The 22,956-nt window shown below is 61.6% G+C and carries 25 protein-coding genes; 8 read left to right on the forward strand and 17 right to left on the reverse strand.

The window, feature by feature from the left end; genetic code table 11:
* Positions 1 to 77 precede the first annotated feature (77 nt).
* The 5 genes from BFP95_RS15605 to BFP95_RS15625 all read left to right on the forward strand — a co-directional run bounded on the left by BFP95_RS15605 (position 78) and on the right by BFP95_RS15625 (position 5,736).
* Positions 78 to 1,358 carry a glycerate kinase type-2 family protein gene (locus BFP95_RS15605; protein WP_065882456.1) on the forward strand — a complete coding sequence of 427 codons (1,281 nt, stop codon included), beginning with the start codon at positions 78 to 80 and terminating at the stop codon, positions 1,356 to 1,358.
* Complete coding sequence (gene pyk / locus BFP95_RS15610) at positions 1,348 to 2,763, forward strand: pyruvate kinase (protein ID WP_065909887.1); 1,416 nt, start codon at positions 1,348 to 1,350, stop codon at positions 2,761 to 2,763. Before BFP95_RS15605 ends, pyk begins: the two co-directional genes overlap by 11 nt.
* 131 nt (positions 2,764 to 2,894) lie before the next feature.
* Positions 2,895 to 3,770 carry an urea transporter gene (locus BFP95_RS15615; protein ID WP_065872685.1) on the forward strand — a complete coding sequence of 292 codons (876 nt, stop codon included), beginning with the start codon at positions 2,895 to 2,897 and terminating at the stop codon, positions 3,768 to 3,770.
* A gap of 31 nt (positions 3,771 to 3,801) precedes the next feature.
* Complete coding sequence (locus BFP95_RS15620) at positions 3,802 to 4,626, forward strand: ion transporter (RefSeq protein ID WP_049709249.1); 825 nt, start codon at positions 3,802 to 3,804, stop codon at positions 4,624 to 4,626.
* Positions 4,627 to 4,731: 105 nt separating this feature from the next.
* Positions 4,732 to 5,736 (forward strand): sulfate ABC transporter substrate-binding protein, encoded by a 1,005-nt coding sequence (locus BFP95_RS15625; protein ID WP_065909888.1) that lies wholly within the window; start codon positions 4,732 to 4,734, stop codon positions 5,734 to 5,736.
* Positions 5,737 to 5,775: 39 nt separating this feature from the next.
* Here the strand turns inward: BFP95_RS15625 and BFP95_RS15630 are convergent, their stop codons facing one another.
* Positions 5,776 to 7,143 (reverse strand): hypothetical protein, encoded by a 1,368-nt coding sequence (locus BFP95_RS15630; RefSeq protein ID WP_065882454.1) that lies wholly within the window; start codon positions 7,141 to 7,143, stop codon positions 5,776 to 5,778.
* A gap of 125 nt (positions 7,144 to 7,268) precedes the next feature.
* Positions 7,269 to 7,883 (reverse strand): DUF5666 domain-containing protein, encoded by a 615-nt coding sequence (locus tag BFP95_RS15635; RefSeq protein WP_065882453.1) that lies wholly within the window; start codon positions 7,881 to 7,883, stop codon positions 7,269 to 7,271.
* Between the two features lie 175 nt (positions 7,884 to 8,058).
* Here BFP95_RS15635 and BFP95_RS15640 point away from each other — a divergent pair, with 175 nt between their 5' ends.
* Positions 8,059 to 9,255: an MFS transporter gene (locus tag BFP95_RS15640; protein ID WP_083207090.1), complete on the forward strand. Its 1,197-nt coding sequence runs from the start codon at positions 8,059 to 8,061 to the stop codon at positions 9,253 to 9,255.
* Between the two features lie 9 nt (positions 9,256 to 9,264).
* Here BFP95_RS15640 and BFP95_RS15645 read toward each other — a convergent pair whose 3' ends face one another.
* From BFP95_RS15645 to BFP95_RS15655, 3 genes are all read right to left on the reverse strand, one after another.
* The gene (locus BFP95_RS15645) at positions 9,265 to 10,767 is read right to left on the reverse strand and encodes a M10 family metallopeptidase C-terminal domain-containing protein (protein ID WP_065909889.1); all 1,503 of its coding nucleotides are present in this window, start codon (positions 10,765 to 10,767) and stop codon (positions 9,265 to 9,267) included.
* Between the two features lie 305 nt (positions 10,768 to 11,072).
* Complete coding sequence (locus tag BFP95_RS15650) at positions 11,073 to 11,477, reverse strand: type II toxin-antitoxin system HicB family antitoxin (RefSeq protein WP_065872691.1); 405 nt, start codon at positions 11,475 to 11,477, stop codon at positions 11,073 to 11,075.
* Between the two features lie 11 nt (positions 11,478 to 11,488).
* Entirely contained in the window at positions 11,489 to 11,677 is a 189-nt protein-coding gene (locus BFP95_RS15655; RefSeq protein WP_065872692.1) for a type II toxin-antitoxin system HicA family toxin, read from the reverse strand.
* Positions 11,678 to 11,867: 190 nt separating this feature from the next.
* On the opposite strand from BFP95_RS15655, the gene BFP95_RS15660 reads away from it, so the two are divergent.
* Positions 11,868 to 12,746, forward strand: coding sequence for a LysR family transcriptional regulator (locus BFP95_RS15660; protein ID WP_065872693.1), 879 nt, complete (start codon positions 11,868 to 11,870; stop codon positions 12,744 to 12,746).
* On the opposite strand, the gene BFP95_RS15665 is transcribed toward BFP95_RS15660, so the two are convergent.
* Positions 12,735 to 13,856: a cytochrome P450 gene (locus tag BFP95_RS15665; protein ID WP_065872694.1), complete on the reverse strand. Its 1,122-nt coding sequence runs from the start codon at positions 13,854 to 13,856 to the stop codon at positions 12,735 to 12,737. The two genes, BFP95_RS15660 and BFP95_RS15665, sit on opposite strands and share 12 nt — an antisense overlap.
* 74 nt (positions 13,857 to 13,930) lie before the next feature.
* Here BFP95_RS15665 and BFP95_RS15670 point away from each other — a divergent pair, with 74 nt between their 5' ends.
* A complete protein-coding gene (locus BFP95_RS15670) occupies positions 13,931 to 14,623 on the forward strand; it encodes an ArsR/SmtB family transcription factor (protein WP_065872695.1) in 693 nt (230 codons plus the stop codon).
* Between the two features lie 59 nt (positions 14,624 to 14,682).
* On the opposite strand, the gene phnN is transcribed toward BFP95_RS15670, so the two are convergent.
* The 11 genes from phnN to ccmA form a co-directional block, all read right to left on the reverse strand.
* The gene (gene phnN, locus BFP95_RS15675; protein WP_065872696.1) at positions 14,683 to 15,255 is read right to left on the reverse strand and encodes a phosphonate metabolism protein/1,5-bisphosphokinase (PRPP-forming) PhnN; all 573 of its coding nucleotides are present in this window, start codon (positions 15,253 to 15,255) and stop codon (positions 14,683 to 14,685) included.
* Between the two features lie 202 nt (positions 15,256 to 15,457).
* Entirely contained in the window at positions 15,458 to 15,853 is a 396-nt protein-coding gene (locus BFP95_RS15680; RefSeq protein ID WP_065872697.1) for a hypothetical protein, read from the reverse strand.
* Between the two features lie 16 nt (positions 15,854 to 15,869).
* Positions 15,870 to 17,057 (reverse strand): c-type cytochrome biogenesis protein CcmI, encoded by a 1,188-nt coding sequence (gene ccmI / locus BFP95_RS15685; protein WP_065872698.1) that lies wholly within the window; start codon positions 17,055 to 17,057, stop codon positions 15,870 to 15,872.
* Entirely contained in the window at positions 17,050 to 17,523 is a 474-nt protein-coding gene (locus tag BFP95_RS15690) for a cytochrome c-type biogenesis protein (RefSeq protein WP_043050428.1), read from the reverse strand. Before BFP95_RS15690 ends, ccmI begins: the two co-directional genes overlap by 8 nt.
* Entirely contained in the window at positions 17,520 to 18,056 is a 537-nt protein-coding gene (locus BFP95_RS15695; protein ID WP_010211784.1) for a DsbE family thiol:disulfide interchange protein, read from the reverse strand. The genes BFP95_RS15690 and BFP95_RS15695 overlap by 4 nt, the downstream gene beginning before the upstream one ends.
* Positions 18,053 to 20,038, reverse strand: a complete 1,986-nt coding sequence (locus BFP95_RS15700) for a heme lyase CcmF/NrfE family subunit (RefSeq protein WP_065889464.1) — start codon at positions 20,036 to 20,038, stop codon at positions 18,053 to 18,055. The genes BFP95_RS15695 and BFP95_RS15700 overlap by 4 nt, the downstream gene beginning before the upstream one ends.
* A gap of 3 nt (positions 20,039 to 20,041) precedes the next feature.
* Complete coding sequence (gene ccmE, locus BFP95_RS15705) at positions 20,042 to 20,497, reverse strand: cytochrome c maturation protein CcmE (RefSeq protein ID WP_065872700.1); 456 nt, start codon at positions 20,495 to 20,497, stop codon at positions 20,042 to 20,044.
* The gene (ccmD, locus tag BFP95_RS15710) at positions 20,494 to 20,670 is read right to left on the reverse strand and encodes a heme exporter protein CcmD (RefSeq protein WP_049709263.1); all 177 of its coding nucleotides are present in this window, start codon (positions 20,668 to 20,670) and stop codon (positions 20,494 to 20,496) included. The genes ccmE and ccmD overlap by 4 nt, the downstream gene beginning before the upstream one ends.
* Entirely contained in the window at positions 20,667 to 21,422 is a 756-nt protein-coding gene (locus BFP95_RS15715; RefSeq protein WP_065872701.1) for a heme ABC transporter permease, read from the reverse strand. Before BFP95_RS15715 ends, ccmD begins: the two co-directional genes overlap by 4 nt.
* An 86-nt stretch (positions 21,423 to 21,508) precedes the next feature.
* Complete coding sequence (gene ccmB, locus BFP95_RS15720) at positions 21,509 to 22,177, reverse strand: heme exporter protein CcmB (protein ID WP_017734375.1); 669 nt, start codon at positions 22,175 to 22,177, stop codon at positions 21,509 to 21,511.
* Entirely contained in the window at positions 22,174 to 22,809 is a 636-nt protein-coding gene (gene ccmA, locus BFP95_RS15725; protein WP_065872702.1) for a cytochrome c biogenesis heme-transporting ATPase CcmA, read from the reverse strand. Before ccmA ends, ccmB begins: the two co-directional genes overlap by 4 nt.
* Positions 22,810 to 22,956: the final 147 nt, after the last annotated feature.

A 22,956-nucleotide genomic window follows, 5' to 3' on the forward strand; every position in this document is an offset into this window, starting at 1 on the left:
GCTCCCACATTTGATCGCATTCCAATACTCAAGTTTGCTGCACACCTAATAACAAGAACCCCCCCGGGAGCCCGCTTATGTCGGTCGATCCGCAACACCTGCTTCGCCAGCTGTTCGCCACAGCTATCGACGCCGCCCACCCCCGGCACGTGCTTGAACCCTGCCTGCCCGACGACCGCAGCGGCCGTGTGATCGTGATCGGCGCCGGCAAGGCTGCCGCCGCCATGGCCCTTGTGGTCGAGAATTGCTGGCAGGGCGAAGTCACCGGCCTCGTCGTCACCCGTTACGGTCACGGCGCACCGTGCCAAAAAATCGAAGTGGTCGAAGCCGCTCATCCCGTGCCCGATGCGGCCGGCCTGGCCGTGGCCAAGCGCGTGCTGGCGTTGATCAGCAACCTGACCGAAGACGACCGCGTGATTTTCTTGTTGTCCGGCGGCGGCTCGGCGTTGCTGGCCCTGCCCGCCGAAGGCATCACCCTGGCCGACAAGCAGGCCATCAACAAAGCCCTGCTCAAATCCGGCGCGACCATTGGCGAGATGAACTGCGTGCGCAAGCACCTTTCGGCCATCAAGGGCGGCCGCCTGGCGAAAGCGGCATGGCCCGCGACGGTCTACACCTACGCGATTTCCGACGTGCCGGGTGACCAGGCCACGGTGATCGCCTCCGGCCCCACGGTCGGTGACCCGAGCACCTCACAGCAGGCCCTGGCGATCCTCAAGCGCTACAACATCGAAGCCCCCGCCTCGGTGCGCAGTTGGTTGCAGAACCCAGCCTCGGAAACCGTCAAGCCCGGTGACCCGGTGCTCGCCCGCAGCCACTTCCAACTGATCGCGCGCCCACAGCAATCGCTTGAAGCGGTCGCGGTAAAAGTCCGCCAGGCCGGTTTCAGCCCGTTGATCCTCGGCGACCTCGAGGGCGAAGCGCGGGACGTGGCCAAGGTGCACGCCGGCATCGCCCGGCAGATCGTGCAGCACGGCCAGCCACTGGCAGCGCCATGCGTGATCCTGTCCGGCGGCGAAACCACCGTCACCGTGCGCGGCAATGGCCGTGGCGGGCGCAATGCGGAATTCCTGTTGAGCCTGACCGACAGCCTCAAAGGCTTGCCCGGCGTGTACGCCCTGGCCGGTGACACCGACGGCATCGACGGTTCGGAGGACAACGCCGGCGCCATCATGACTCCGTGCAGTTATGCCCGCGCCGAAGCCCTGGGCCTGTCAGCCAGCGACGAGCTGGACAACAACAATGGCTACGGCTATTTCGCCGCGCTCGACGGTTTGATCATCACCGAGCCGACGCGCACCAACGTCAACGATTTCCGCGCCATCCTGATTCTTGAGACTGCCAACCATGACGCCTGACAAGAAGGTCAAAATCCTCGCCACCCTGGGCCCGGCCACCGACGGTATCGATGACATCCGCGAGCTGGTGGAAGCCGGGGTGAATATTTTCCGGCTCAATTTCAGCCACGGCGATCACGCCGACCACGCCCAGCGCTTCCAGTGGATTCGCCAAGTCGAACGCCAGTTGAATTACCCGCTGGGCATCCTCATGGACCTGCAAGGGCCGAAGCTGCGGGTCGGGCGTTTTGCCGAGGGCAAGGTGCAACTAATGCGCGGCCAGGCCTTGCGCCTGGACCTGGACCCGACGCCGGGTGATCAGTGCCGGGTCAACCTGCCCCACCCGGAAATCATCGCGGCGCTGGAACCGGGCATGGACCTGCTGCTGGACGACGGCAAGCTGCGCCTGCGGGTAATCACCAAACACGCGGACGCCATCGACACCACGGTGCTGAATGGCGGCGAATTGTCTGATCGTAAAGGCGTCAACGTCCCACAAGCCTTGCTGGAACTCAGCCCACTGACCGCCAAGGATCGGTGCGATTTGAGCTTCGGCCTGGAGCTGGGTGTGGACTGGGTGGCGCTGTCATTCGTGCAACGCCCGGAAGATATCCGCGAAGCCCGCGAGTTGATCGGCGACAAGGCGTTTCTGATGGCGAAGATCGAGAAGCCGTCCGCCGTGCAGCACCTGCGGGAAATCGCCGAACTCAGCGACGCGATCATGGTGGCCAGAGGGGACCTCGGCGTGGAGGTGCCGGCAGAAAGCGTGCCGCAGATCCAGAAAGACATCATCAGCACCTGCCGCCAGTTGGGTAAGCCGGTGGTGGTGGCCACACAGATGCTTGAATCCATGCGCTTCTCCCCAGCGCCGACCCGTGCCGAGGTAACGGACGTCGCCAACGCCGTGGCCGAAGGGGCGGACGCGGTGATGCTGTCGGCCGAAACCGCGTCCGGCGAGTACCCGCTGGAAGCCGTGCAGATGATGAGCAAGATCATCCGCCAGGTGGAAAACGGCCCGGATTACCAAACCCAGCTGGATGTCAGCCGGCCCAAGGCGGATGCCACGGTGTCGGACGCCATCAGCTGCGCGATCCGCCGCATCAGCAGCATCCTGCCGGTGGCGGTGCTGGTGAACTACAGCGAGTCCGGCAGCTCCAGCTTGCGCGCGGCGCGGGAACGGCCGGTGGCGCCGATCCTCAACCTCACGCCGAACCTGTCCACGGCGCGGCGGTTGAGCGTGGCGTGGGGCGTGCATTCGGTGGTGAATGATCGGCTGCGCCAGGTGGATGAGGTGTGTTCCACGGCGCTGGAGATTGCCCAGGCACAAGGCATGGCGCAGCGCGGGGATACGTTGGTGATTACGGCGGGGGTGCCGTTCGGGCAGCCGGGCTCGACCAACTCACTGCGTATCGAGACGTTGATTTAGCGTCTGTAAGGGCCCCTTCGCGAGCAAGCCCGCTCCCACTTTCGACCGCGTTTTACCTGACTGAACGCGATCGAATGTGGGAGCGGGCTTGCTCGCGAAGGGGGCAACTCGGTCTGACTGAATGACCCCAAATGCACAACCCATCCTGCCCCGACTGGGCCGAAGCCCTGCTCAACGGTTTCAGCCAGATCTTCCTGCAGCGCCAGCCGCTGTGTGGCCTGCTGTGCCTGCTGGCCATCCTGATCGGCGCCCCCGCCTTGTTCGGCGGGGCGTTGCTGGGTGGTGTGGCGGGGTTGCTCACGGCTCAGCGCCGCGGCTATCCCAAGGCTGAGCGCCAGGCCGGCCTTTATAGCTACAACGGCGTGTTGCTGGGCGTATTGATCAGCCATTGCTTCGCCTGGTCGGCCTTGTTGCCACCGCTGATCCTGGCGTGCGGTGGCTTGAGTGCGATCCTGACCCGGCAATGGTTGAAGCGCGCCAGTCAGCCCGATGACTTGCCAGCGTATACCGCGCCTTTTGTCGTACTGGGTTGGTTGCTACTGGGCATGGTCCCGGAGAGTACACTTACCCTGAGCGAACCCGACACCTTGAACATCCTCACGGCACCTTTTATCGGACTCGCCCAAATCATGCTGCTGGACCAGCCCATCGCCGGGGCCCTGATTGCGCTGGGCTTGTGGCTGGCCAACCGCCGCGCCGCCGTGTGGGCCTTGATTGGCGCCAGTGTCGGCGTGCTGATTGCGCTGTGGCTGGACGAACACGCCAGCGCCCTCCTCGGCCTGCACAGCTACAACCCTGCATTGGCAGCGCTGGCATTGAGCCAAGTGCGCCGGCAACCCTGGCTGCCGCTGCTCGGCATCGTGCTGGCGATCCTCCTCACGCCGGGCTTTGCCGCCCTGCACCTGCCCGCGTTGACCGCGCCATTCATCCTTGCTTGCTGGCTGGTGCGCGCAGGCGGTCGCGTGCTACGCAAACCCTGCATGGACAGGCCCTTCGAATCCCCCTAGGCTTGCCCGATATCAGTTTCAGGCGGGATTTATGGACAGCAACAACGACTGGCGCCAGCGGCTCTACGTCATGGTTTTTCAAAGTGACACCAAGGCCGGACGGCGTTTTGACGGCATCCTGCTGCTGATCATCCTCGCCAGCCTGGTGATCGTGATGCTCGACAGCATCGACCAGATCCACCAGAACTACGCTGACGTGCTGGCCTATATCGAGTGGGGGTTTACCCTCATCTTCCTGATCGAGTACGGGCTGCGGCTGTACTGCTCGCCCAAACCGTTGCGCTATGCCTTCAGCTTTTATGGGCTGGTGGACCTGCTGGCCATCGTGCCCGGCATCCTCGCGCTGTATTACAGCGACGCGCAGTACCTGCTGATCATCCGCATCATCCGGATGCTGCGGATTTTCCGCGTGCTCAAGCTCAGCCCGTACCTCAAGCAGGCCAATTACTTGATGGCGGCGCTGCGCGGCAGCAAGCAGAAGATCGTGGTGTTCCTGGTGAGCGTGTGCACGCTGGTCACGGTATTCGGCACCTTGATGTACGTGATCGAAGGCCCGGAACACGGCTTTACCAGCATCCCCAAAGGTATTTACTGGGCCATCGTCACGCTGACCACCGTGGGCTTTGGCGATATCGTGCCGAAGACGCCGCTGGGCCAGGTGATTTCGTCGCTGGTGATGATCACCGGTTATTCGATCATCGCCGTGCCTACCGGTATTTTCACCGCCGAACTGGCGAGTGCCATGCGCGGCGAACAGCTGCAGACCGACTGCCCGGTGTGCAAGAAAGACAGCCATGAGCCCAACGCCGCGTTCTGCTCGCGGTGTGGGAGTAATCTTTTTCGTAAAGTGGAATAAGCAAAGTGCGTTTTAATCTTTAAACGTCTATGCGCCGCCAGCTATAGTCGCTGGCAAAATGCCCTCACGCGTACAGTAACCTTCTCGAACAACAAGGAATGAGCAGTGAAAAAACTCGTTAGCGCCTCTCTTCTGGCCGCCGGCCTTGCCCTGGCGGGCGCCGCACAGGCTGCCCCGGTCACACTGCTCAACGTCTCCTACGACGTGATGCGCGATTTCTACAAGGACTACAACGCCGCCTTCCAGAAACACTGGGAAGCCGAGCACCCAGACGACAAGCTGACCCTGCAGATGTCTTTCGGCGGTTCCAGCAAACAAGCGCGCTCGGTCATCGACGGCCTGCCGGCTGACGTCATCACCATGAACATGGCCACCGACATCAACGCCCTGGCCGACAACGGCAAATTGGTGCCGGACAACTGGGTCACCCGCCTGCCGAACAACAGTGCACCGTTCACCTCCGCCACCGTATTCATCGTGCGCAAAGGCAACCCGAAAGCCCTGAAAGACTGGCCGGACCTGCTCAAGGACGGCGTGCAAGTGATCGTGCCCAACCCGAAAACCTCGGGTAACGGCCGCTACACCTATCTCTCGGCCTGGGGTTATGTGCTGAAAAACGGCGGTGATGAAGAGAAGGCCAAGGCCTTCGTCGGCAAACTGTTCAAACAGGCGCCTGTGCTGGACACCGGCGGCCGTGCGGCTACCACGACCTTCATGACCAACCAGATCGGCGACGTGCTGGTGACCTTCGAGAACGAAGCTGAAATGATCGCCCGTGAATTCGGCCGTGATCAGTTCGAAGTGATCTACCCAAGCGTCTCTGCCGAAGCGGAGCCGCCGGTGTCGGTGGTCGACAAGGTGGTCGAGAAGAAAGGCACCCGCGTGGCTGCCGAAGACTACTTGAAGTACCTGTGGTCGCCGGAAGGCCAGGAGATCGCGGCGAACAACTACCTGCGCCCACGTGATCCGAAAGTGCTGGCCAAATACACCGACCGCTTCCCGAAAGTTGACTTCCTGTCGGTGGAGAAGACCTTTGGTGACTGGCGCACGGTGCAGAAGACTCACTTCAATGATGGTGGGGTGTTTGACCAGATCTATTCCGGTCAATAAGCCCTGGTTCAAAAGCCCCTGAGTTCAGGGGCTTTTGCTTTATGCAGGGATACACCACACACCCTCACTGCCTGTACCCTTCCTGGGAAACGGCGCATCGACTTCAAACCCAGCCCCCTTCAACCGCAGTCGCCCGGCCGGACCGTTCGGGAACTCACTCGCGGCGATGGGCACCACCACAAAGCCACTCTTCTCACCGCAGGCCTCGCTGACGGCCAGTGCAACCGTGGCACGATCAAACGTGACACGACCTTTTGATGGTGAGAACTGTGCCGAGAAATCCACGAGCATCTCGTCGGGCGCCTCTTCAACCTGATAGCTGCCGCTCATGCTGATAGACCCGGCCACAGCGCTCATGGGGACCATGAGGCGTACCGTGTCGGGGTGCTTCAGCTGTGTAATGACAGGATCAATGACCCGCGCCAGGTGCCGATTGCGCTCGCTAATCTCCTCGGCGATCCGTCGATTCAGCGCTGCATCAGGCACATCGACGCTCTGCCTCACGTTCGCCAGCAAACGTTGGACGGGAGTTTGCCCCTCGATGATTGACTGCCACCCATTGGCGTCCAGACGGTCCAGGATATAAATGGCCAATGCGCCCAACGCGTAGCTTTCGCCATCCAGAGACAAGGCTGCAGCGCTCGGGAAGCGTGCCATCACGCCTTGCGCCCAGGCTTCAGGCTCATCCGCAGCAACACTCGCAAAAGTCCGAGCAAGCCCTTCTATGTATTCGGCGGTGCCTTCGAGAATGTCGTAGTAGCGAATGTCCTGAGCCTCCAGGGCAAATTCGGTCTGCCAACGGTCATGCCAATAGCGCGCCTTGCCCAACGCCTGGGGATCACCTTGCAGCGATGCATATAAGGCGTTGATCAAGTGTTGCCGGTACTGCCTGGGCTGGGCCTGAAGAGGATAACGCCCGGCGCGCGAGCCCGAAATCAATTGCCAACCGGCCTGACCAAAGAAATGAAAGGCTTCATGGGTTGCCAGTGCAAACAATGCTGGCACTGCGCTGGGATTGTTGAGCATGTTGCGCGCTTCAACCTCTGGCAAGGTTTGACCCAGGCCCATATAGACGGTGGGTCGCCCCTCCCACAGCAGTTCCTTGAAGGATTTGTAATCCGACGAAAAACCAAGCGCGTGTACAGGTCCCGCCGCAATCGCCCGATAACCGTTTGCATCGATCAGCCAGGCCGAAACGCCGTCGTACACCAGAATCTGCGCCTGAGCATAAAATCCGGTCTGGCCTTTCAGGCGCTCCATTGTTGCCAGCCTCGGCCAGGCGGATGCGGTAGCCGCGGCCATCCGCTCGACGTAAACCGTGTGAGTGATCGTTTCGAGCTGTTTTTCAGCGGCGACTGTGATGACCGGTACGAGCAGGCAAGGCATCAACATCTGGATAATCCGCATAGTGAGGTTCCTGTCTTGATTCAGCCTGCGAGCGTGCATGCGTCGAATCTACGACAGGCAGCCCCTGCGGCCTTGCCAGACAAGTCCTGTAACTGCGTCGGAACCAGCCTATATGAAAAAGCCAACTACATAGGGGGTGTTACGCCATCTTTGCCGGCCGAGATGGCCTGGGCAGTGACCGTCCCATCCGCCCCCTGCGCCGCAAACAACACCACCTTCACCCCCGCCTTGAGCAAGCTGCGATCCCCTGGTTCCAGGTTGACGATCGGCACACCCTCCGGCACCACGATCTTCTTCTCGCCGCCTTTGTACTTCACGGTCAGGGTACGGCCGTTGCTGACCACCAAGTCGCCAACGGTGCCGTTGGTCATGCTGCTGCCTTCTTTCAAATCAAACGCGCGGTGCCCTTCGCCCGTGCCGGCCATGGCCGGTGGGAACACATGCACTTCAAGCGCAGTCAACGTGCCATCAGCATTGGGCATGGCCGCCGAACCGATGTAACTGCCGGGCTTGATCTCGTCGATCTTGGCCAGGGTGACGGCGCGTACTTGAGTGGCCTGTGTCAAATGCACCGTGACGTCTTCGCCGCTGTTGACCTTGACCTGCATCGTATCGCCGTCCATGGCGGTGATGGCGCCGCGCACGCCCACGCGCGGGGCCTCGGCAGCCTGGGCCAGCCCTACGGCCATGGCGGCAGCAAGCGTGGAAGCCAGGAGCATCTTGTTCAACGTGATCTTCATTGCAATGGATTTCCTGTTTCGGCGGTTGTTTCTGAATGTATCATCCCCCTTCGCGCAGAAAGTTAACGATTCACTCATCATTACCGGGCATGGGTGTTATCACTGCCACCAGCCTACCCAGGCTACGGTGTTGTCTTTAGGCTCGCCCCACTTCCTTCGCTTTTATGAGAACACCATGAACGCTACTTCCCACGCTACAAGCACCATGACCCGGAGCATGGTGATGCTGTTTGCGTTTTGCTGCGGCGCCATCGTCGCCAACATCTACTACGCGCAACCGATCATCGAACTGATCGCGCCGGACATCGGCCTCACGCCTGCCATGGCCAGCCTGATCGTATCGCTGACGCAAATCGGCTACGCCCTTGGCTTGTTTTTCCTGGTGCCCCTGGGCGACCTGCTGGAAAACCGCAAGCTGATGATCGCCACTACCGTGCTCGCTATCGCCAGCCTGCTGGGGGCAGCGTACACCGAACAACCCAACCTGTTTTTGCTGGTGTCGTTGCTGATCGGCTTCAGTTCGGTGTCGGTGCAGATCCTGATCCCGCTGGCCGCGCACCTGGCGCCCGCCGAGTCCCGTGGCCGTGTAGTCGGCAGCATCATGGGTGGCCTGTTGCTGGGTATCCTGCTGGCCCGACCGGTGTCCAGCGTGGTCGCGGACCACTTTGGCTGGCGCGCAATGTTCATGGCGGCGGCGGCGTTGATGGCATTTATCAGCGTGGTGCTGATGCTGACCATTCCTAAACGTCAGCCGGATCACTCCGCCAGCTATGGCCAATTGCTGGGTTCATTGGGCACCTTGCTGCGTCAGCAACCGGTACTGCGCCAACGGGCGTTCTACCAGGGCTGCATGTTCGCCACCTTCAGCCTGTTCTGGACCGCCGCCCCACTGGAGCTGGCGCGTAACCACGGCCTGAGCCAAAGTGAAATCGCGCTGTTTGCCTTGGTCGGTGCCCTGGGTGCCATCGCCGCGCCTATCGCAGGTCGCCTGGCCGACGCCGGCCATACCCACCGCGCTTCGTTGCTGGCCATGCTGTTTGCCGCGCTGAGCTTCCTGCCAGCCTTCGTACATCCGTTGTACAGCGTCATCGGCCTGGCCGTGACCGGCGTGGTCCTGGACTTCTGCGTGCAGATGAACATGGTGCTTGGCCAACGCGCCATCTACGCCCTCGACGCCAACAGCCGCAGCCGACTGAACGCGCTGTACATGACCAGCATCTTCATCGGCGGCGCTTTCGGCTCGGCGATTGCCAGCAGCGTGTATGAACACGGCGGTTGGCTGGGTGTGATGCTGGTGGGCAGCGCGTTTCCGTTGCTGGCGCTGTTGCGGTTCCTCAGCGCTTCGCGTCAGGCCACGGCTGCCACCGCTTGAGTGACGGGTTTAAGGCTGGTGTTTTCCCGCGGATGCCTGGCCGGACGGCGAGGTTATCAGGCTTATCAGCTGCGCGAAAAACGCTAACAGGGTGATGGCAAACATTTGGATCAAGCCGGCGGCGCCTTCCAGTGTCTTATCCTGCAACGGGGCGGGTGCAGGGGCAGGCGTCGGCGTAGGTAAAGGCTGGACGTTAGGTGTCTTACCGCCCCCCTGCACGTCGGCTGGCTTGATCTCCCCTTTGCTCTTGACTACCAGGTCTGCGTTGCCCGTGCCTTTCAGGTCAATAGCCAGGCTTGAGAGGCCCGTACGGGGGTCATGCTTGAGCATCGCCTCACCCGCTCGCCCGGTGAACCGGTCAGTAAACACCAGGGCCCCCACACCCGCGTCCTTCATGGCGCCCGAAACGTCGATCTTATCGGTGCCGCTGGTGAAGTCCTCGATCATGTCAGGGTCGGATGGCGTGGAGTCGCTGGCCTTGTCGTAGACAAAGGTGTCTGCGCCGCCACCGCCTCTCAGGGTGTCGCCCCTCCCACCCCCCTTGAGCAGATTACCGGCTTCATTCCCCGATATCGTGTCCCGGCCAGAGCCGCCAATCGCGTTTTCAATCGTGCAACCCTTGGCAATGGACACATTGCCCTTCAACCCACCTACGTCAGAAAACGATTCGGCATTCAGGTTGATGTTCTGGTCCTGGGAAAAGCCGGAGAAATCCAGCGTGTCGACACCACCACCGTCCCAGACACAGAACACGGGTTTGTCCTTGGCGCTATTGAGGCTCATCGCCTCTCGCTCGGTATTGGAATTGAAGCCATAGGTGGTGTCGGTGTTACGGGTTTGGTGGTTGGCCCCGTACAAGCGTTGCGCCGCCGCGATATCGTCCATCATCGGCGCAGAGGGGTTCTGCCCCTTGAAGTCGTGCCCCTTCTGATTCTTCTCCGACCAATAACTCATCACCGTGCGCGCCTTTGTATCCTCGGCGTAGACCGCGCCGTTCTGGTAATTGGAGCCACCGCCGTTGTAGTTCCCCGGATGGTGCAGGCCAATGGCGTGGCCCACTTCATGGATCGCAGTGACTGAAAAGTGACTGCCCAATGCCGGCGACCCGCTCTCTCTTAGCGTGCCGATCGTGGCAGATGTGTTGGCAGTGGAGCGACCGGGAAATGTGGCAACCCCACGATCACCGCGAGGGTTATTGCGGATATTGAGCGTGCCGTCCGAGTTGCCTGACTGCTCGCGAAAATTGATATTGGCTACGTCCTGCCAGGACTGCACCGCCTGGCGGACGCGTTGCTGCTGTGGTTTGGTGAAACTGTTGTCCACCGTGTAATTCACGTCGACCTTCGAGTCGCCGTTACGGTCATGAAATCGCAGGTTGTCCCGCGTGATGTGTTGGGCTGCCTGGTCCGTGGTGTAAGTCGGCTTGTTACCAGCCCCCACACCAAACGGGCCGGGGTCCGATACCGGTAGGTTGTGAAGCGGAATAACGCTACGCAGGTCATAATTGTTCATTGTGCGGCACCTTTGGTTTTAATAAATAGGGCCGGCCAACGGATCGTCGGCCAATCACTCCAGAGGTAAATTCGCACGTTGAAAAATCTGATACCAACGCAGATTTGGTTCTAACCGCAACACCTGTGAGCCCCGAAACACAAGGCGATACACCCAGGAATTCCTTTGCAATTTAAACACTCGACAACACAAATGCCCGGGCGGTATCGAGTTGTTTTGGCAAGAGAAAAACAAAATCTAAAAAAGCAGTGGTTACTCAAGTACGCCGTTTTTCCAGCGCTGAGGACACATCCATTAACCCTTCCTCAGGACCGCACCAGCTTCTCAAGCGCAGCATCCGCCAGGAAGGAAGAACGGCTCTTGATCTTATGCTCACGCACATAACGGTCGATGCGCTGGATGACATAACCAGGCAACGTCACATTGACCTTCTCGGTCTTGCCCAGGTAGGGCGAGATGTCCAATTCCAACATCCCCCAACCCATGCCGGCGTAGTCTTCGTGCGCGTGATGATTGGCGACCGACGTTGGCATCGGAATCGGCCCACCCTCTGCGGCAATCTCTTGCAGCCTGATGTGCGCGACTTCCACTGCGGCCTTGTAGGCCTCTTCAAAACTGTCCCCGGCCGTGACCGCGCCTGGGATATCGGGGATCTGGATACCGGTGGCGGTGAAGTCATCGCCCCATTCGATACAGATTGGGTATTGCATGAATATTCTCCTTAAAACTCAAACAGGCCGGCGCGTTTCCTGATGCTTCTGACAGTGCCCAGCGGCAAATCCTTTTTAGGATGGGGAGCGGGGATCGTGTACGGGTTATAGCGGTGGGTGAATATATGATGACTGCCCGTAACTCGATCCAACACCCAGCCTGCCTCTTGCAGTTCCTTGATCAATAACCTGCTTTGCACCTCAGCATCCTTGGCCTGGCCTGAATAAAAATAACCCTAGAGTTATCTTTACTCAAACATAAAATGACCAATCCTGACTGACGGCTGTTTTACCGGATGTTGAAGGCCCATCTGCTCAACGCTTAAACACATGACACACGCAGGCCATCGCCTTAGGCTTGGGCGCCGCCAACCCAAACAGGAATCACCGATGGACCGCCTCACCGCCATGGAGACCTTCGTCCACGTTGTCGAGACCGGCTCTTTCTCCGCTGCCGCCAAACGCCTGGGCATTGGCCAGCCCGCCGTCTCCAAAAGCATTGCGCAACTGGAGACGCGCCTGGCGGTGCGCCTGGTACTGCGCTCCACACGGGGCCTGACGACGACCGAGGCAGGCCTGGCCTTTTTCGAGAAAGCCAAGCGCGCCATCGATGAAGCCAACGCGGCCGACGACGCCGCCCGTGGCGCAGGCGCGGGACTCACCGGCAACCTGCGCATCAGCGCGCCGGTGACCTTCGCCCGGATGCATATCATTCCTCACCTGAGCCCCTTCCTCTCGCAGTTCCCCGAATTGAATGTGGACGTGGTGCTCGACGACCGCAGCCTCAACCTGGTCGAGGAAGGCATCGACGTGGCCCTGCGCATGGGCAACCTGAATGATTCAAGCCTGACCGCGCGCAAGATCGGTGAATCGCCGTGCATCATCCTGGGCACTCCGGCCTACTTCGAACGCTTCGGCGAGCCCCTCACACCGGCGGACTTGCTGCATCACGAGGCAGTCATCTATACCCGCGGCGAAGGCTCGCACTGGGCCTTCACTCAGGGCGACACAGAGCACCCGATCGTCGCCCACGGCCGCGTGCGCGTCACTGCGGCTGAAGGTGTACGCGCAGCCGTGTTGAGCCATTTGGGGCTGACATTATCGTCCACCTGGATGTTTGCGCCGGAACTGGCCAGTGGCGAAGTGAAACCAGTACTGACCGACTGGACGTTGCCGGCCAGGGACTTATGGGCGGTGTTCCCCACCGGCAGGATGGCGAGTGCCAAGGCGCGGGCGTTTGTCGAGTATGTGCAGGGATTATCGTTGTAGGACCGTACTGTCGAAGCGGGGGATGCGGCCATTCAGCGAGGGCCAATAGCTGAACGCGATAGCGCTGGCAAATAAGCTCGGCTGACGCTGCAACATTGCCAGAATCGCGTTCGAGGCGATGGTCAACGCGAGCGTCTGCCCTGGGCAATGGTGTCGCCCAGAACCAAAACTGAAGACTCGCCGTTGCGCACGTTCAAGCTGGAACGTGTCAGGGTCCGGGTTCGCATCAGGGTCGCGATTGGCCGCCGCCAGCAACACCAGAATAGTATCCCCCGCCTCTACAACACGGCGGCCAATCGTGCAGCGCCCGGCAACGAATCGCCGTGTGTTTTGCACCGGCGAATCATAGCGGGCCACCTCCTCCACCAACGCGGTGACCAGGGTCGGCGCGCGCTGGATCTGTTCGACCAGATCCGGACGCCGCGAGAGCAACACCAGCGTATTGCCGATCAGGCCAGCCGTCGCTTCGCAGGTCTGCGACAACAGTCCAATCAGGTTGGCATTCAGCACTTCAGCGTCCTGCCAATCCCCCCTGCGGATCAGTGCCAGCAACCCTGTTTCCTCAAGCACGCCACTGAACACCTGCCTCAATTGCGACACGCCTGCATCGGCATTCTGCAGTTGAGCTGCGTTGCTCAAGGGCGAGAGGCAGGCCACGAAGTCCCGGGTTGAATCAGCAACGGTTTTTAACTGCTCGCTGGGCACGCCCAATAGCTGTGCAACCACCAATACCGGCAGGGTGAACATCCATTCATCCGGGGTATTCATACGGGAGCTGAGTTGCTTCACTACGACAGCCATTTGCTGCGTGTCGAGAGCGGCCAGCGCCGGTTCGATGATCGCCCTCGGGCAGCGATGGGCAGCGCCTTCATTCATGCGCATCAACCGCGCGAACACCTGGCCTGCTGCACGTTGCGCAATGGCGGGAGGCACCGGTTCATGGGGTGGGCGAACACGGCAGTCAGGGTGCGCCAAAACAGCCCCGACCGTCTCTGCGCGGCTGGCGACCCACAGCCCAAGTTCGGCATCGAACAGCAGCTCTTCATTACGCCGCAAACGGGCGTAGTAGGCATAGGGGTCTGCATGGGTGGCGGCTTCAAGCGGCGTCATTGAGTACGTCCTGTTCAAAAAGAACCGTTACTATCGGCGCTCTCGCACGGTGATGATTCGCTCAGGAACGAAGTATGAACGCCCACGACGATGACGCCGCACTCTCACACATCGCCGGCGCAATTGCAGAACCCGCACGCACTCGAATGCTCTGTGCGCTGATGGACGGCCATGCGCGTACCAGCACCGAAATGGCGGTGATTGCCGAGGTCAGCGCATCCACCGCCAGCGCTCACCTAGCCAGGCTCAAGGAGAACGGTTTGATCGAACTGCACACCCAAGGCCGTCATCGTTACTACCGCTTGGCGGGGGCCCATATCGCCCAAGCCATCGAGAGCCTGATGGTGATCAGCCGCCACAGCGCCAAGGCGTTTGTGCCGAACACGCCCAGTCGCCTGCAGTTCGCGCGTACCTGTTACGACCATATGGCCGGCACACTCGCCGTGCAGTTGCACGACCATTTCATAGCAACCGGATGGTTGGCCGGCGACGGTAATTACCAGCTCACCGCGCCGGGTGAGAAAGCCATGCTTGACCTGGGTCTGGATGTCACCGCACTGCGGGCGCAACGCCGTCGCTTTGCCTGTGGTTGCCTGGACTGGAGCATGCGCCGCCCACACCTGGCCGGCGCATTGGGCGCGGCGTTGCTGCAAAGCATGATCAGCCGTGGATGGGTGACCCAGGACCTGGACAGCCGCGCATTGGGAGTGACGCCCAAGGGGCGCAAGGAATTGGCGGGTCGGTTTGGAATAGAAACAGCAGGGTAATGAAGATCAACTGTGGGAGCTGGCTTGCCTGCTCCCACAGGGTTTAGGGGCCCAGATAGTCAAGCGCATGCCGAGTGCCCGTGGTCGAGGCAGCACAGCAGGCGCTCGACCGTATGCTCCAGCGGGCCGGAATTATCCAGTAGGAACAACCCCGCACCGTTGCCGTCGATCAGCTCGGCGGTGAACTGTGCATTGCGTGCCAGGCGCGCTTCAATATCCGCCAGCGCCTCACGCCCCCGTGCGATCAAGCGCTGGCGCAACACCGCCTGATCCACCGTCAGCAGCAACACCAGCGACGTCGGATAACGCTCTCGAGTCTGCGCCAAGTGCGCGCGCGAGCCGTTGACCAGCACGTCGTGCCCCGCCGCCAGCCAGTCGTCGATCGCCTTGGGAATGCCATAGGACAAGCCATTCGCCTGCCAACTGAGGGCAAACGCGCTCTCGGCCTGCATCGCGGCAAACCGCTCCGGGCTCACACCTCGCGCGGCCTCGCCCACCGCTTCTGCCGAGCGGGTGATGACGCGGCGCACGATGTGGCAACCGCGCTCGGCCAAACGCGGACGTGCGGCATCCAGCAGGCTGTCCTTGCCCGAGCCGGAAGGCCCGATGAGATAGATCAACCTGCCTGCCATCAGAACACCCTCGTTACTTGTCGCCGGTCACCAGGCCGACGGCGCACACATTACCCCAGGAAGGCCGGTTCGCCACCGGGTATTTCGTTGTTTACAGTAGCGTACCCTGGGCTGATGGCCGAGGAGATCTCCTGTGGCAGCTTCATTGGATGAAGGCAGGCGTTTCAAGCCATGAAAAAGGCGACCCGAAGGTCGCCTTTTGTCATTGCGCGTACTGCTTGCTCAACCCCGGCGGTACACCCTGCACGTCGGTCTCTTCCCACGGCCCGTTCGGGCTGATGGAGCGGCTCCAGCCGTTGCTCCAGCGGTAATACGTGCGCTGGCGGTAGAAGGTGTCGGGCTGCTCTTCCAGCACATACACCTGCATCTTGCCGTCCCAGTGGCTGGCGGCGCCTGGAGGTGGTGCGAAGGTTGGCGATTTGGTTGGCACTGGTTTCGGCGGCGGGGTCACCGGACCGGAAGGCTTGGTGCCTGGCTGGGTCGACGGGCCCGACGGTGGGATGGTCGGGCCGGTAGGCGCAGGAGGTGGCCGGTGGACCGCACAAGCGCTCAGGCCCAATACCAGGCTGAGCAGGGTGATGCGTGCGAGTGCGGTCATAGGCGTTTCCTCAAGTTTACTTATCCGGACTGTCGATGGTCAGCTGCTGCAGCGCAGTGGTGGAGCTGGCCAGGGGTTGGCTGCGGCCGATCCACTCGCCCGTGGTCGGTTGACCGGCCCGGGATATGCGCGCAACCAGTTGGACTTCGGGGAAGTTCGACAGTTTCAACTGCGGCATCATCGCGTCGCTATCGCCCAATTCGACGGTGATCGGCAGTTCGGCGACGGTGACGCGCTTGGCTGCCAACGGTGCAGGCGGGCCTTTCACGGCGCGGGCGAAGATGAATACGCTGTCGGTTGGCAGCGCCTTGGCCTTCACGTCGGCGGACACGTCCACCCGGACGTTCATCACGGATTTTTGAGGGGCGACGGTGCCGCCGCTCTCTTTCAGCTTCTCGGCCGCACGGTCGATGCCGCCTTGCAGCGCCGCGCGGGAATTGTCTCCCGGCGGCAATTGCGCCAGCAGACGGTTCCAGTAATCGATCGCTTCCTGATAACGCTGACCTTCAAACGCCGCGATACCCAGCAGGCCAAGGCTGGTGACTTCCTTCGGATCGAGCTTCAAGGCTTCGTCAGTCAGGGCCTGAACCTTGGGCGACCACTGTTTATTGTCGGCAAAGTACTGCGCCTGGGCCCACTGGCCGAGCAGCTCCGGCTGGCGACCGGCGATGGCCACGGTGCGCTCGAAGACTTTCGCGGCATCGGCGGAACGGTCCTGAGCCATGTAGGCGCGACCGAGGAAATACAGGCCTTCCGCCGAATCCGGCTGCGCGGCCGCGGCGCGCTCCAGGCGCTGGGTCATGTCTTCCATGGACACTGGCGGCTGGGAGAATTCGCGGGTCAGCTCGACCTTGTCGCTCGCGCCGTAATGCAGGTACAGCGCAACGCCCAGGACAGGCACCAAAAAGGCCGCCAACAATGGCAGCGGCTTGCCCAAACGCGATTCGCGAGGCTTTTCCACGCCTTCGGTGTCAGCCAGCAATTCGCGGGCAGCTTCGGCGCGACCGGTGTCGAGTTGCGCGGCATTCAGCACGCCTTCGTCCTGCTGCACTTGCAGCTCGGCGACGCGCTCCTGGTACAGCGCCACGTTCAGCGCGGTCCGGTCCTCTTCACGCTGGGCACGGCGGCCACGCAACACAGGGATCAACAGGAAACTCAGGGCAATCAGTAGCAGCAAGCCGGCTGCGAGCCAGAAATCAATCATCAGTCTTGGTGTCCAGCAATTGGTCGAGGCGTTTACGCTCTTCGGGGGACAGCGCGTCGGAACCATCGGTAGGCGCGGCGCGGCGGCGGCGCACGATCACGGCCATCACCACCACGCCGGCCAGCAACAGCCCGGCAGGGCCGAACCAGAGCAGCGCGGTCTTGCCGGTGAGGGCCGGTTTGTAGCGCACGAAATCACCGTAGCGGTCGACCATGAAGTCGATGATCTGCTGGTCGTCCTTGCCCTCCCCCAGCATGCGGAAGATCTCTCTGCGCAGGTCGGTGGCGATGGGCGCGTTGGAATCGGCGATGTCCTGGTTCTGGCATTTGGGGCAGCGCAGTTCCTTGGTGAGGTCGCGGAAACGCTCACGCTCGGCGTCGTTGGCAAATTCGTAGGTGTCGATGGCGGCGTGGGCCACGCCAGCCAATCCGAGCGCCAGAACAGCGGCGGCTAACAAGCGCTTCATGGCTTGGCCTCATCGACCAGCGCCTGGTACTTGGCGGCCAATTGTTCGCGCCAGACCACCTCATCGATCACACCCACGTATTTGTCGCGGATCACGCCCTTGGCATCGATGAAGAAGGTTTCCGGGGCACCGTACACGCCAAGGTTCAGGCCGAGGTTGCCGTCTTCATCACGGATATCCAACTGGTACGGGTTGTGGAACTCGGCCAGCCACTTCAAGGCCGCTGCGTTGTCGTCCTTGTAGTTGATGCCGTAGATCACCACGCCCTTCTCGGCCAGTTTGTTCAGCACCGGGTGTTCGACGCGGCACGAGATGCACCAGGTGCCCCACACGTTGACCAGTGCCGGTTTGCCCAGCAGGTCGGCCTGGGTCAGGGTCTTGTCGCCCTGCACCGTCGGCAGGCTGAACGCGGGGAACGGTTTGCCGATCATTGCCGAGGGCAACTCGGCCGGGTCCAGGTACAAGCCGCGATAAAGGAACACCGCCACCACCAAAAACAACGCCAGCGGCACAACCATCAACCAACGTTTCATACCGCCGCTCCCTGGCCGAGGGCTTCACGCACCCGGCTCTTGACCTTGACCCGATAACGCCGGTCCAGCGCGGCGAGCAAACCACCGAAACCGGTGAGCAAACCGCCGAACCAGATCCAGCGCACGAACGGTTTCACATGCACGCGCACCGCCCAGGCACCCTCGCCCAGCGGTTCACCCAATGCCACATAGAGGTCGCGGGTGAAACCGGCGTCGATCCCGGCTTCGGTCATCATCGAACTCTGCACGGTGTACAGGCGTTTTTCCGGGTGCAGCACGGCGATTTCCTTGCCGTTGCGGACGACACGCACGGTGCCTTTGTCTGACGTGAAGTTCGGGCCTTCAAAGTGCTTGGCGCCTTCGAAGATGAAGTGGTAACCGGCCAGGTCCATCGACTCACCGGGCGCCAGGCGCAGGTCGCGCTCGGCGCTGTTCTGGCTGGAAAGCACCACGCCCAGGGCGCACACGGCGATACCGATGTGGGCGATCTGCATGCCCCAGTAGCTGCGGGTCAGCGTCGGCAAGCCTTTGAGCAGTCCCTTGTGGCGGGTTTTGTCGAAGATGTCACGCACGCCGGCCAGCAATACCCAGGCAGCGAGCAGGAAGGTCGCGAGCACTGCCCAGTTGAAGTCGCCATAAGCGAAGCCGGCGATCACCGCCAAGGCCACGCTGCCGAGCAACACTGGCATCAGCATGCCGGCCAGCCATTTCACCGGGGTGTCTTTCCAGCGCACCAGCATGCCGACCGCCATCACCACCATCAACAGGCCCATCAACGGGATAAACAACGCGTTGAAGTAAGGCGGGCCGACCGACAGTTTGGCGCCACTGAGGGCATCCAGCACCAGCGGATACAGAGTGCCAAGCAGGATCATCGACGCGGCCACCACCAGCACCAGGTTATTACCCAGCAGCAGGGTTTCCCGCGACCACAGGTTGAAGCCGACCTGGCTCTTGACCACCGGGGCGCGCAGGGCGAACAGCGTGAGTGAGCCGCCCACCACAAACAGCAGGAAGATCAGGATGAACACGCCGCGCTCCGGGTCGGACGCAAACGCGTGCACCGAGGTCAGCACGCCCGAACGCACCAGGAATGTGCCGAGCAGGCTGAGGGAAAACGCCGCGATGGCCAGCAACACGGTCCAGCTCTTGAACACACCGCGCTTTTCGGTGACAGCCAGCGAGTGAATCAATGCCGTGCCGACCAGCCATGGCATGAAGGAGGCGTTTTCCACCGGGTCCCAGAACCACCAGCCACCCCAGCCAAGTTCGTAGTAAGCCCACCACGAGCCGAGGGTGATACCGATGCCGAGAAACGCCCAGGCGACGATGGTCCACGGCCGCGACCAGCGCGCCCAGGCTGCATCGAGACGCCCGCCGAGCAAGGCGGCGATGGCGAAGGCGAAGGCCACGGAGAACCCCACGTACCCCATGTAAAGCATCGGCGGGTGCACGATCAGGCCGATGTCTTGCAGCAGCGGGTTGAGGTCGTGCCCGTTTACCGGGATCTGCGGCAAGATGCGCGTGAAGGGGTTGGAGGTCATGATCAGGAACAGCAGGAAACCGATGCTGATCATGCCCATCACCGCCAGCACCCGCGCCAGCATCACTTGCGGCAGTTGGCGCGAGAACACCGACACGGCGAAGGTCCAGCCGCCGAGGATCAACGCCCACAGCAGCAACGAACCTTCGTGGGCGCCCCACACGGCGCTGAATTTGTAGTACCACGGCAGCGCGCTGTTGGAGTTATTGGCGACATAGGCGACGGAAAAGTCGTCGGTCATGAAGGCGTAGGTCAGGCAGCCAAACGCGAACAGCAGGAACGCGAACTGGCCCCAGGCGGCCGGCTGCGCCAGGCTCATCCACAAGCGGTCACCGCGCCAGGCGCCAAGCAATGGCACCACGGCCTGGACGATGGCAAAGCACAGGGCGAGGATCATCGCCAACTGGCCCAGTTCCGGAATAAACAGTGCGGACGTCATGGCTCAGCCCTCCTTGGCAGGCATTGGCGCGGACTGGCCGCTGTCTTTCAACGCTTTGGTGACTTCTGGCGGCATGTATTTTTCGTCGTGCTTGGCCAGCACTTCATCGGCCACCACTACGCCGTCGGCGTTGAGCTTGCCCAGGGCGACGATGCCTTGGCCTTCGCGGAACAGGTCCGGGAGGATGCCGCGGTAGGTGATGGTCACAGATTTGCTGAAGTCGGTGACCACAAAGGTCACGTCCAGGGAATCGCCGGAACGCTTCAAGGAGCCCTTCTCAACCATGCCGCCAGCACGGATGCGCGTATCGACAGGCGCTTCGCCGTTGGCGATCTGGGTCGGGGTGTAGAACAGGTTGATGTTCTGCTGCAGAGCGCTCAAGGCCAGGGCCACGGCAATGCCGACGCCAGCGAGGATGGCAAGGATGATCAACAGACGCTTTCTACGCAGCGGATTCACTTTTCGGTCTCCCGGCGCAGACGACGCGCCTCTTGTTGCAGGTAACGCTTGCGGGCCAGGATCGGCGCGGCGACGTTGAGGGCCAGCACTGCCAGGCAGATGCCATAGGCCGTCCAGACATACAGGCCGTGGTGGCCCATGGCGATAAACTCGCTGAAAGAAGCAAAACTCATCCACGCGCTCCCAGGCTGCTGTGCACTTCGGCCTTGACCCAGCTGGTGCGGGCTTCACGCTTGAGCACTTCAAGGCGCATGCGCATCAGCAGCACGGCGCCGAAGAAACAGTAGAACCCCAGCACCATCAGCAGCAGCGGCGCCCACATTTCCACAGGCATCGCCGGTTTTTCGGTGAGGGTGAAGGTGGCGCCCTGGTGCAGGGTGTTCCACCACTCCACCGAGTATTTGATGATCGGGATGTTGATCACACCGACAATCGCCAGCACCGCGCAGGCCTTGGCGGCGCTGTCACGATTGCTGATCGCATTGCCCAGGGCAATCAGACCGAAGTACAGGAACAGCAGGATCAACATGGACGTTAGTCGCGCATCCCACACCCACCATGACCCCCAGGTCGGCTTGCCCCAGATCGCGCCGGTGACCAGCGCCACGGCGGTCATCCACGCACCGATGGGCGCGGCGCATTGCAGGGCAACGTCTGCGAGCTTCATCTTCCACACCAGCCCGACCACGCCGCACACGGCCAGCATCACGTAGCAGGACTGGGCCAGCATCGCGGCGGGAACGTGGATATAAATGATGCGAAAGCTGTTGCCTTGCTGATAGTCCGGCGGCGCGAAGGCCAGGCCCCAGACCAGGCCGATGCCGATCAGCAACACGGCAGCGATGCTCAAACACGGCAGCAGTTTGCCGCTGATGCCATAGAACCATTTGGGCGAGCCGAGCTTATGAAACCAGGTCCAGTTCATTGCTGTTTCCATCACGGTTGCTTCTTGTCGTGGCAAGAAGCGTAGGGTCTTTACTGACTGAACGTATAGCGCTCAGTCAGACCTCATTATTCGCCAACGCTGATCTTCAGGCCGGCCGCTATAGCAAAGGGTGTCAGGGTTACCGCCAGGGCGGTCAGGCTACCAAGCCACAGGAGGTAACCGGTCGCCGGCATGCCCATGAGCGCGGCTTGCAACGCACCGCTGCCCAGGATCAGCACCGGGATATACAAAGGCAGAATCAACAGGGCCAGCAACAGGCCGCCGCGCTTCAAACCCACGGTCAATGCCGCGCCCACCGCGCCCAGCAAACTGAGCACCGGTGTACCGAGCAGCAGGCTCAGGAGCAGGATCGGCAGGCATTCGGTGGGCAGGCCCAGCATCATCGCCAGCAGCGGCGAGAGCAAGACGAGCGCCAGGCCGGAAAAAGCCCAGTGTGCCAGTACCTTGGCCAGTACCAGAAGTGGCAAAGGGTGCGACGAAAGGACCCACTGTTCCAGGGAACCGTCTTCGAAATCACTGCGAAACAGCCCGTCCAGCGAGAGCAGGACGGATAAAAGTGCGGCGACCCACACCAGTCCCGGGGACAAGGTTTGCAACAGTTTAGTCTCGGGGCCGACCGCCAACGGGAACAACGCGATAACAATGGCGAAGAATACCAGCGGGTTGGCCAACTCGGCCGGGCGACGACACAGCAGCCGCGCTTCGCGGGCAACCAGCAGGGCGAATACGCTCATGCCGACCACCGCCCCAGGTCTAGGTCACGGTAACCGGCGGGCATGCGATTTAGCGTGTGATGAGTGGTGAGCACAACCAGGCCGCCCCGCTCGCAGTGTTGGGCCAGGTGTTCTTCCAACTGGGCGACGCCTTGTTTATCGAGGGCGGTGAACGGTTCATCGAGAATCCACAACGGCGGGCCGGGCAGATACAAACGCGCCAGGGCCACGCGGCGCTGTTGGCCGGCGGACAGGGTGTGGCAGGGCACGTCTTCGAAACCCTTGAGACCAACAGCGGCCAGAGCCTGCCAAATGGCATCGCGCGCAGCAGGATGATGCAGGGCGCTGAGCCAACTGAGGTTTTCTTCGGCGGTGAGCACGTCCTTGATGCCGGCGGCGTGGCCGATCCAGATCAGGTTGCGTGCCAGTTCGGTGCGTTGTTCGTTGAGGGGCTTGCCGTTGAGGCGTACCTCGCCGGCCGTCGGCTGCATCAGCCCGGCCAGCAGGCGCAGCAAACTGGTCTTGCCGCTGCCGTTGGGGCCACTGATCTGCACCATGTCACCGCCCGCCAGCCGCAGTTCGAGATGCTCGAACAGCAGGCGCAGGTCGCGTTCACAGGAGAGCGCTACGGCTTCAAGAAGAGGGCTGGTCAAAAGATCGCGGGCCTTTACGGTTCAAGTCGGCGGTGCAGCGGCCGTTAAAGAGAAATGCACAATAACGGCTTTGGCGACCGATTTTAGAGAGCTGGATCAAATAGTTGTGAGGTTTTTAGCGCTCTCTTTGCAGACGGGCGGCATTAT

It is taken from the genome of Pseudomonas sp. 58 R 12 (assembly GCF_900005865.1).
In the GTDB taxonomy this organism is placed as follows: Bacteria; Pseudomonadota; Gammaproteobacteria; order Pseudomonadales; family Pseudomonadaceae; genus Aquipseudomonas; species Aquipseudomonas tritici.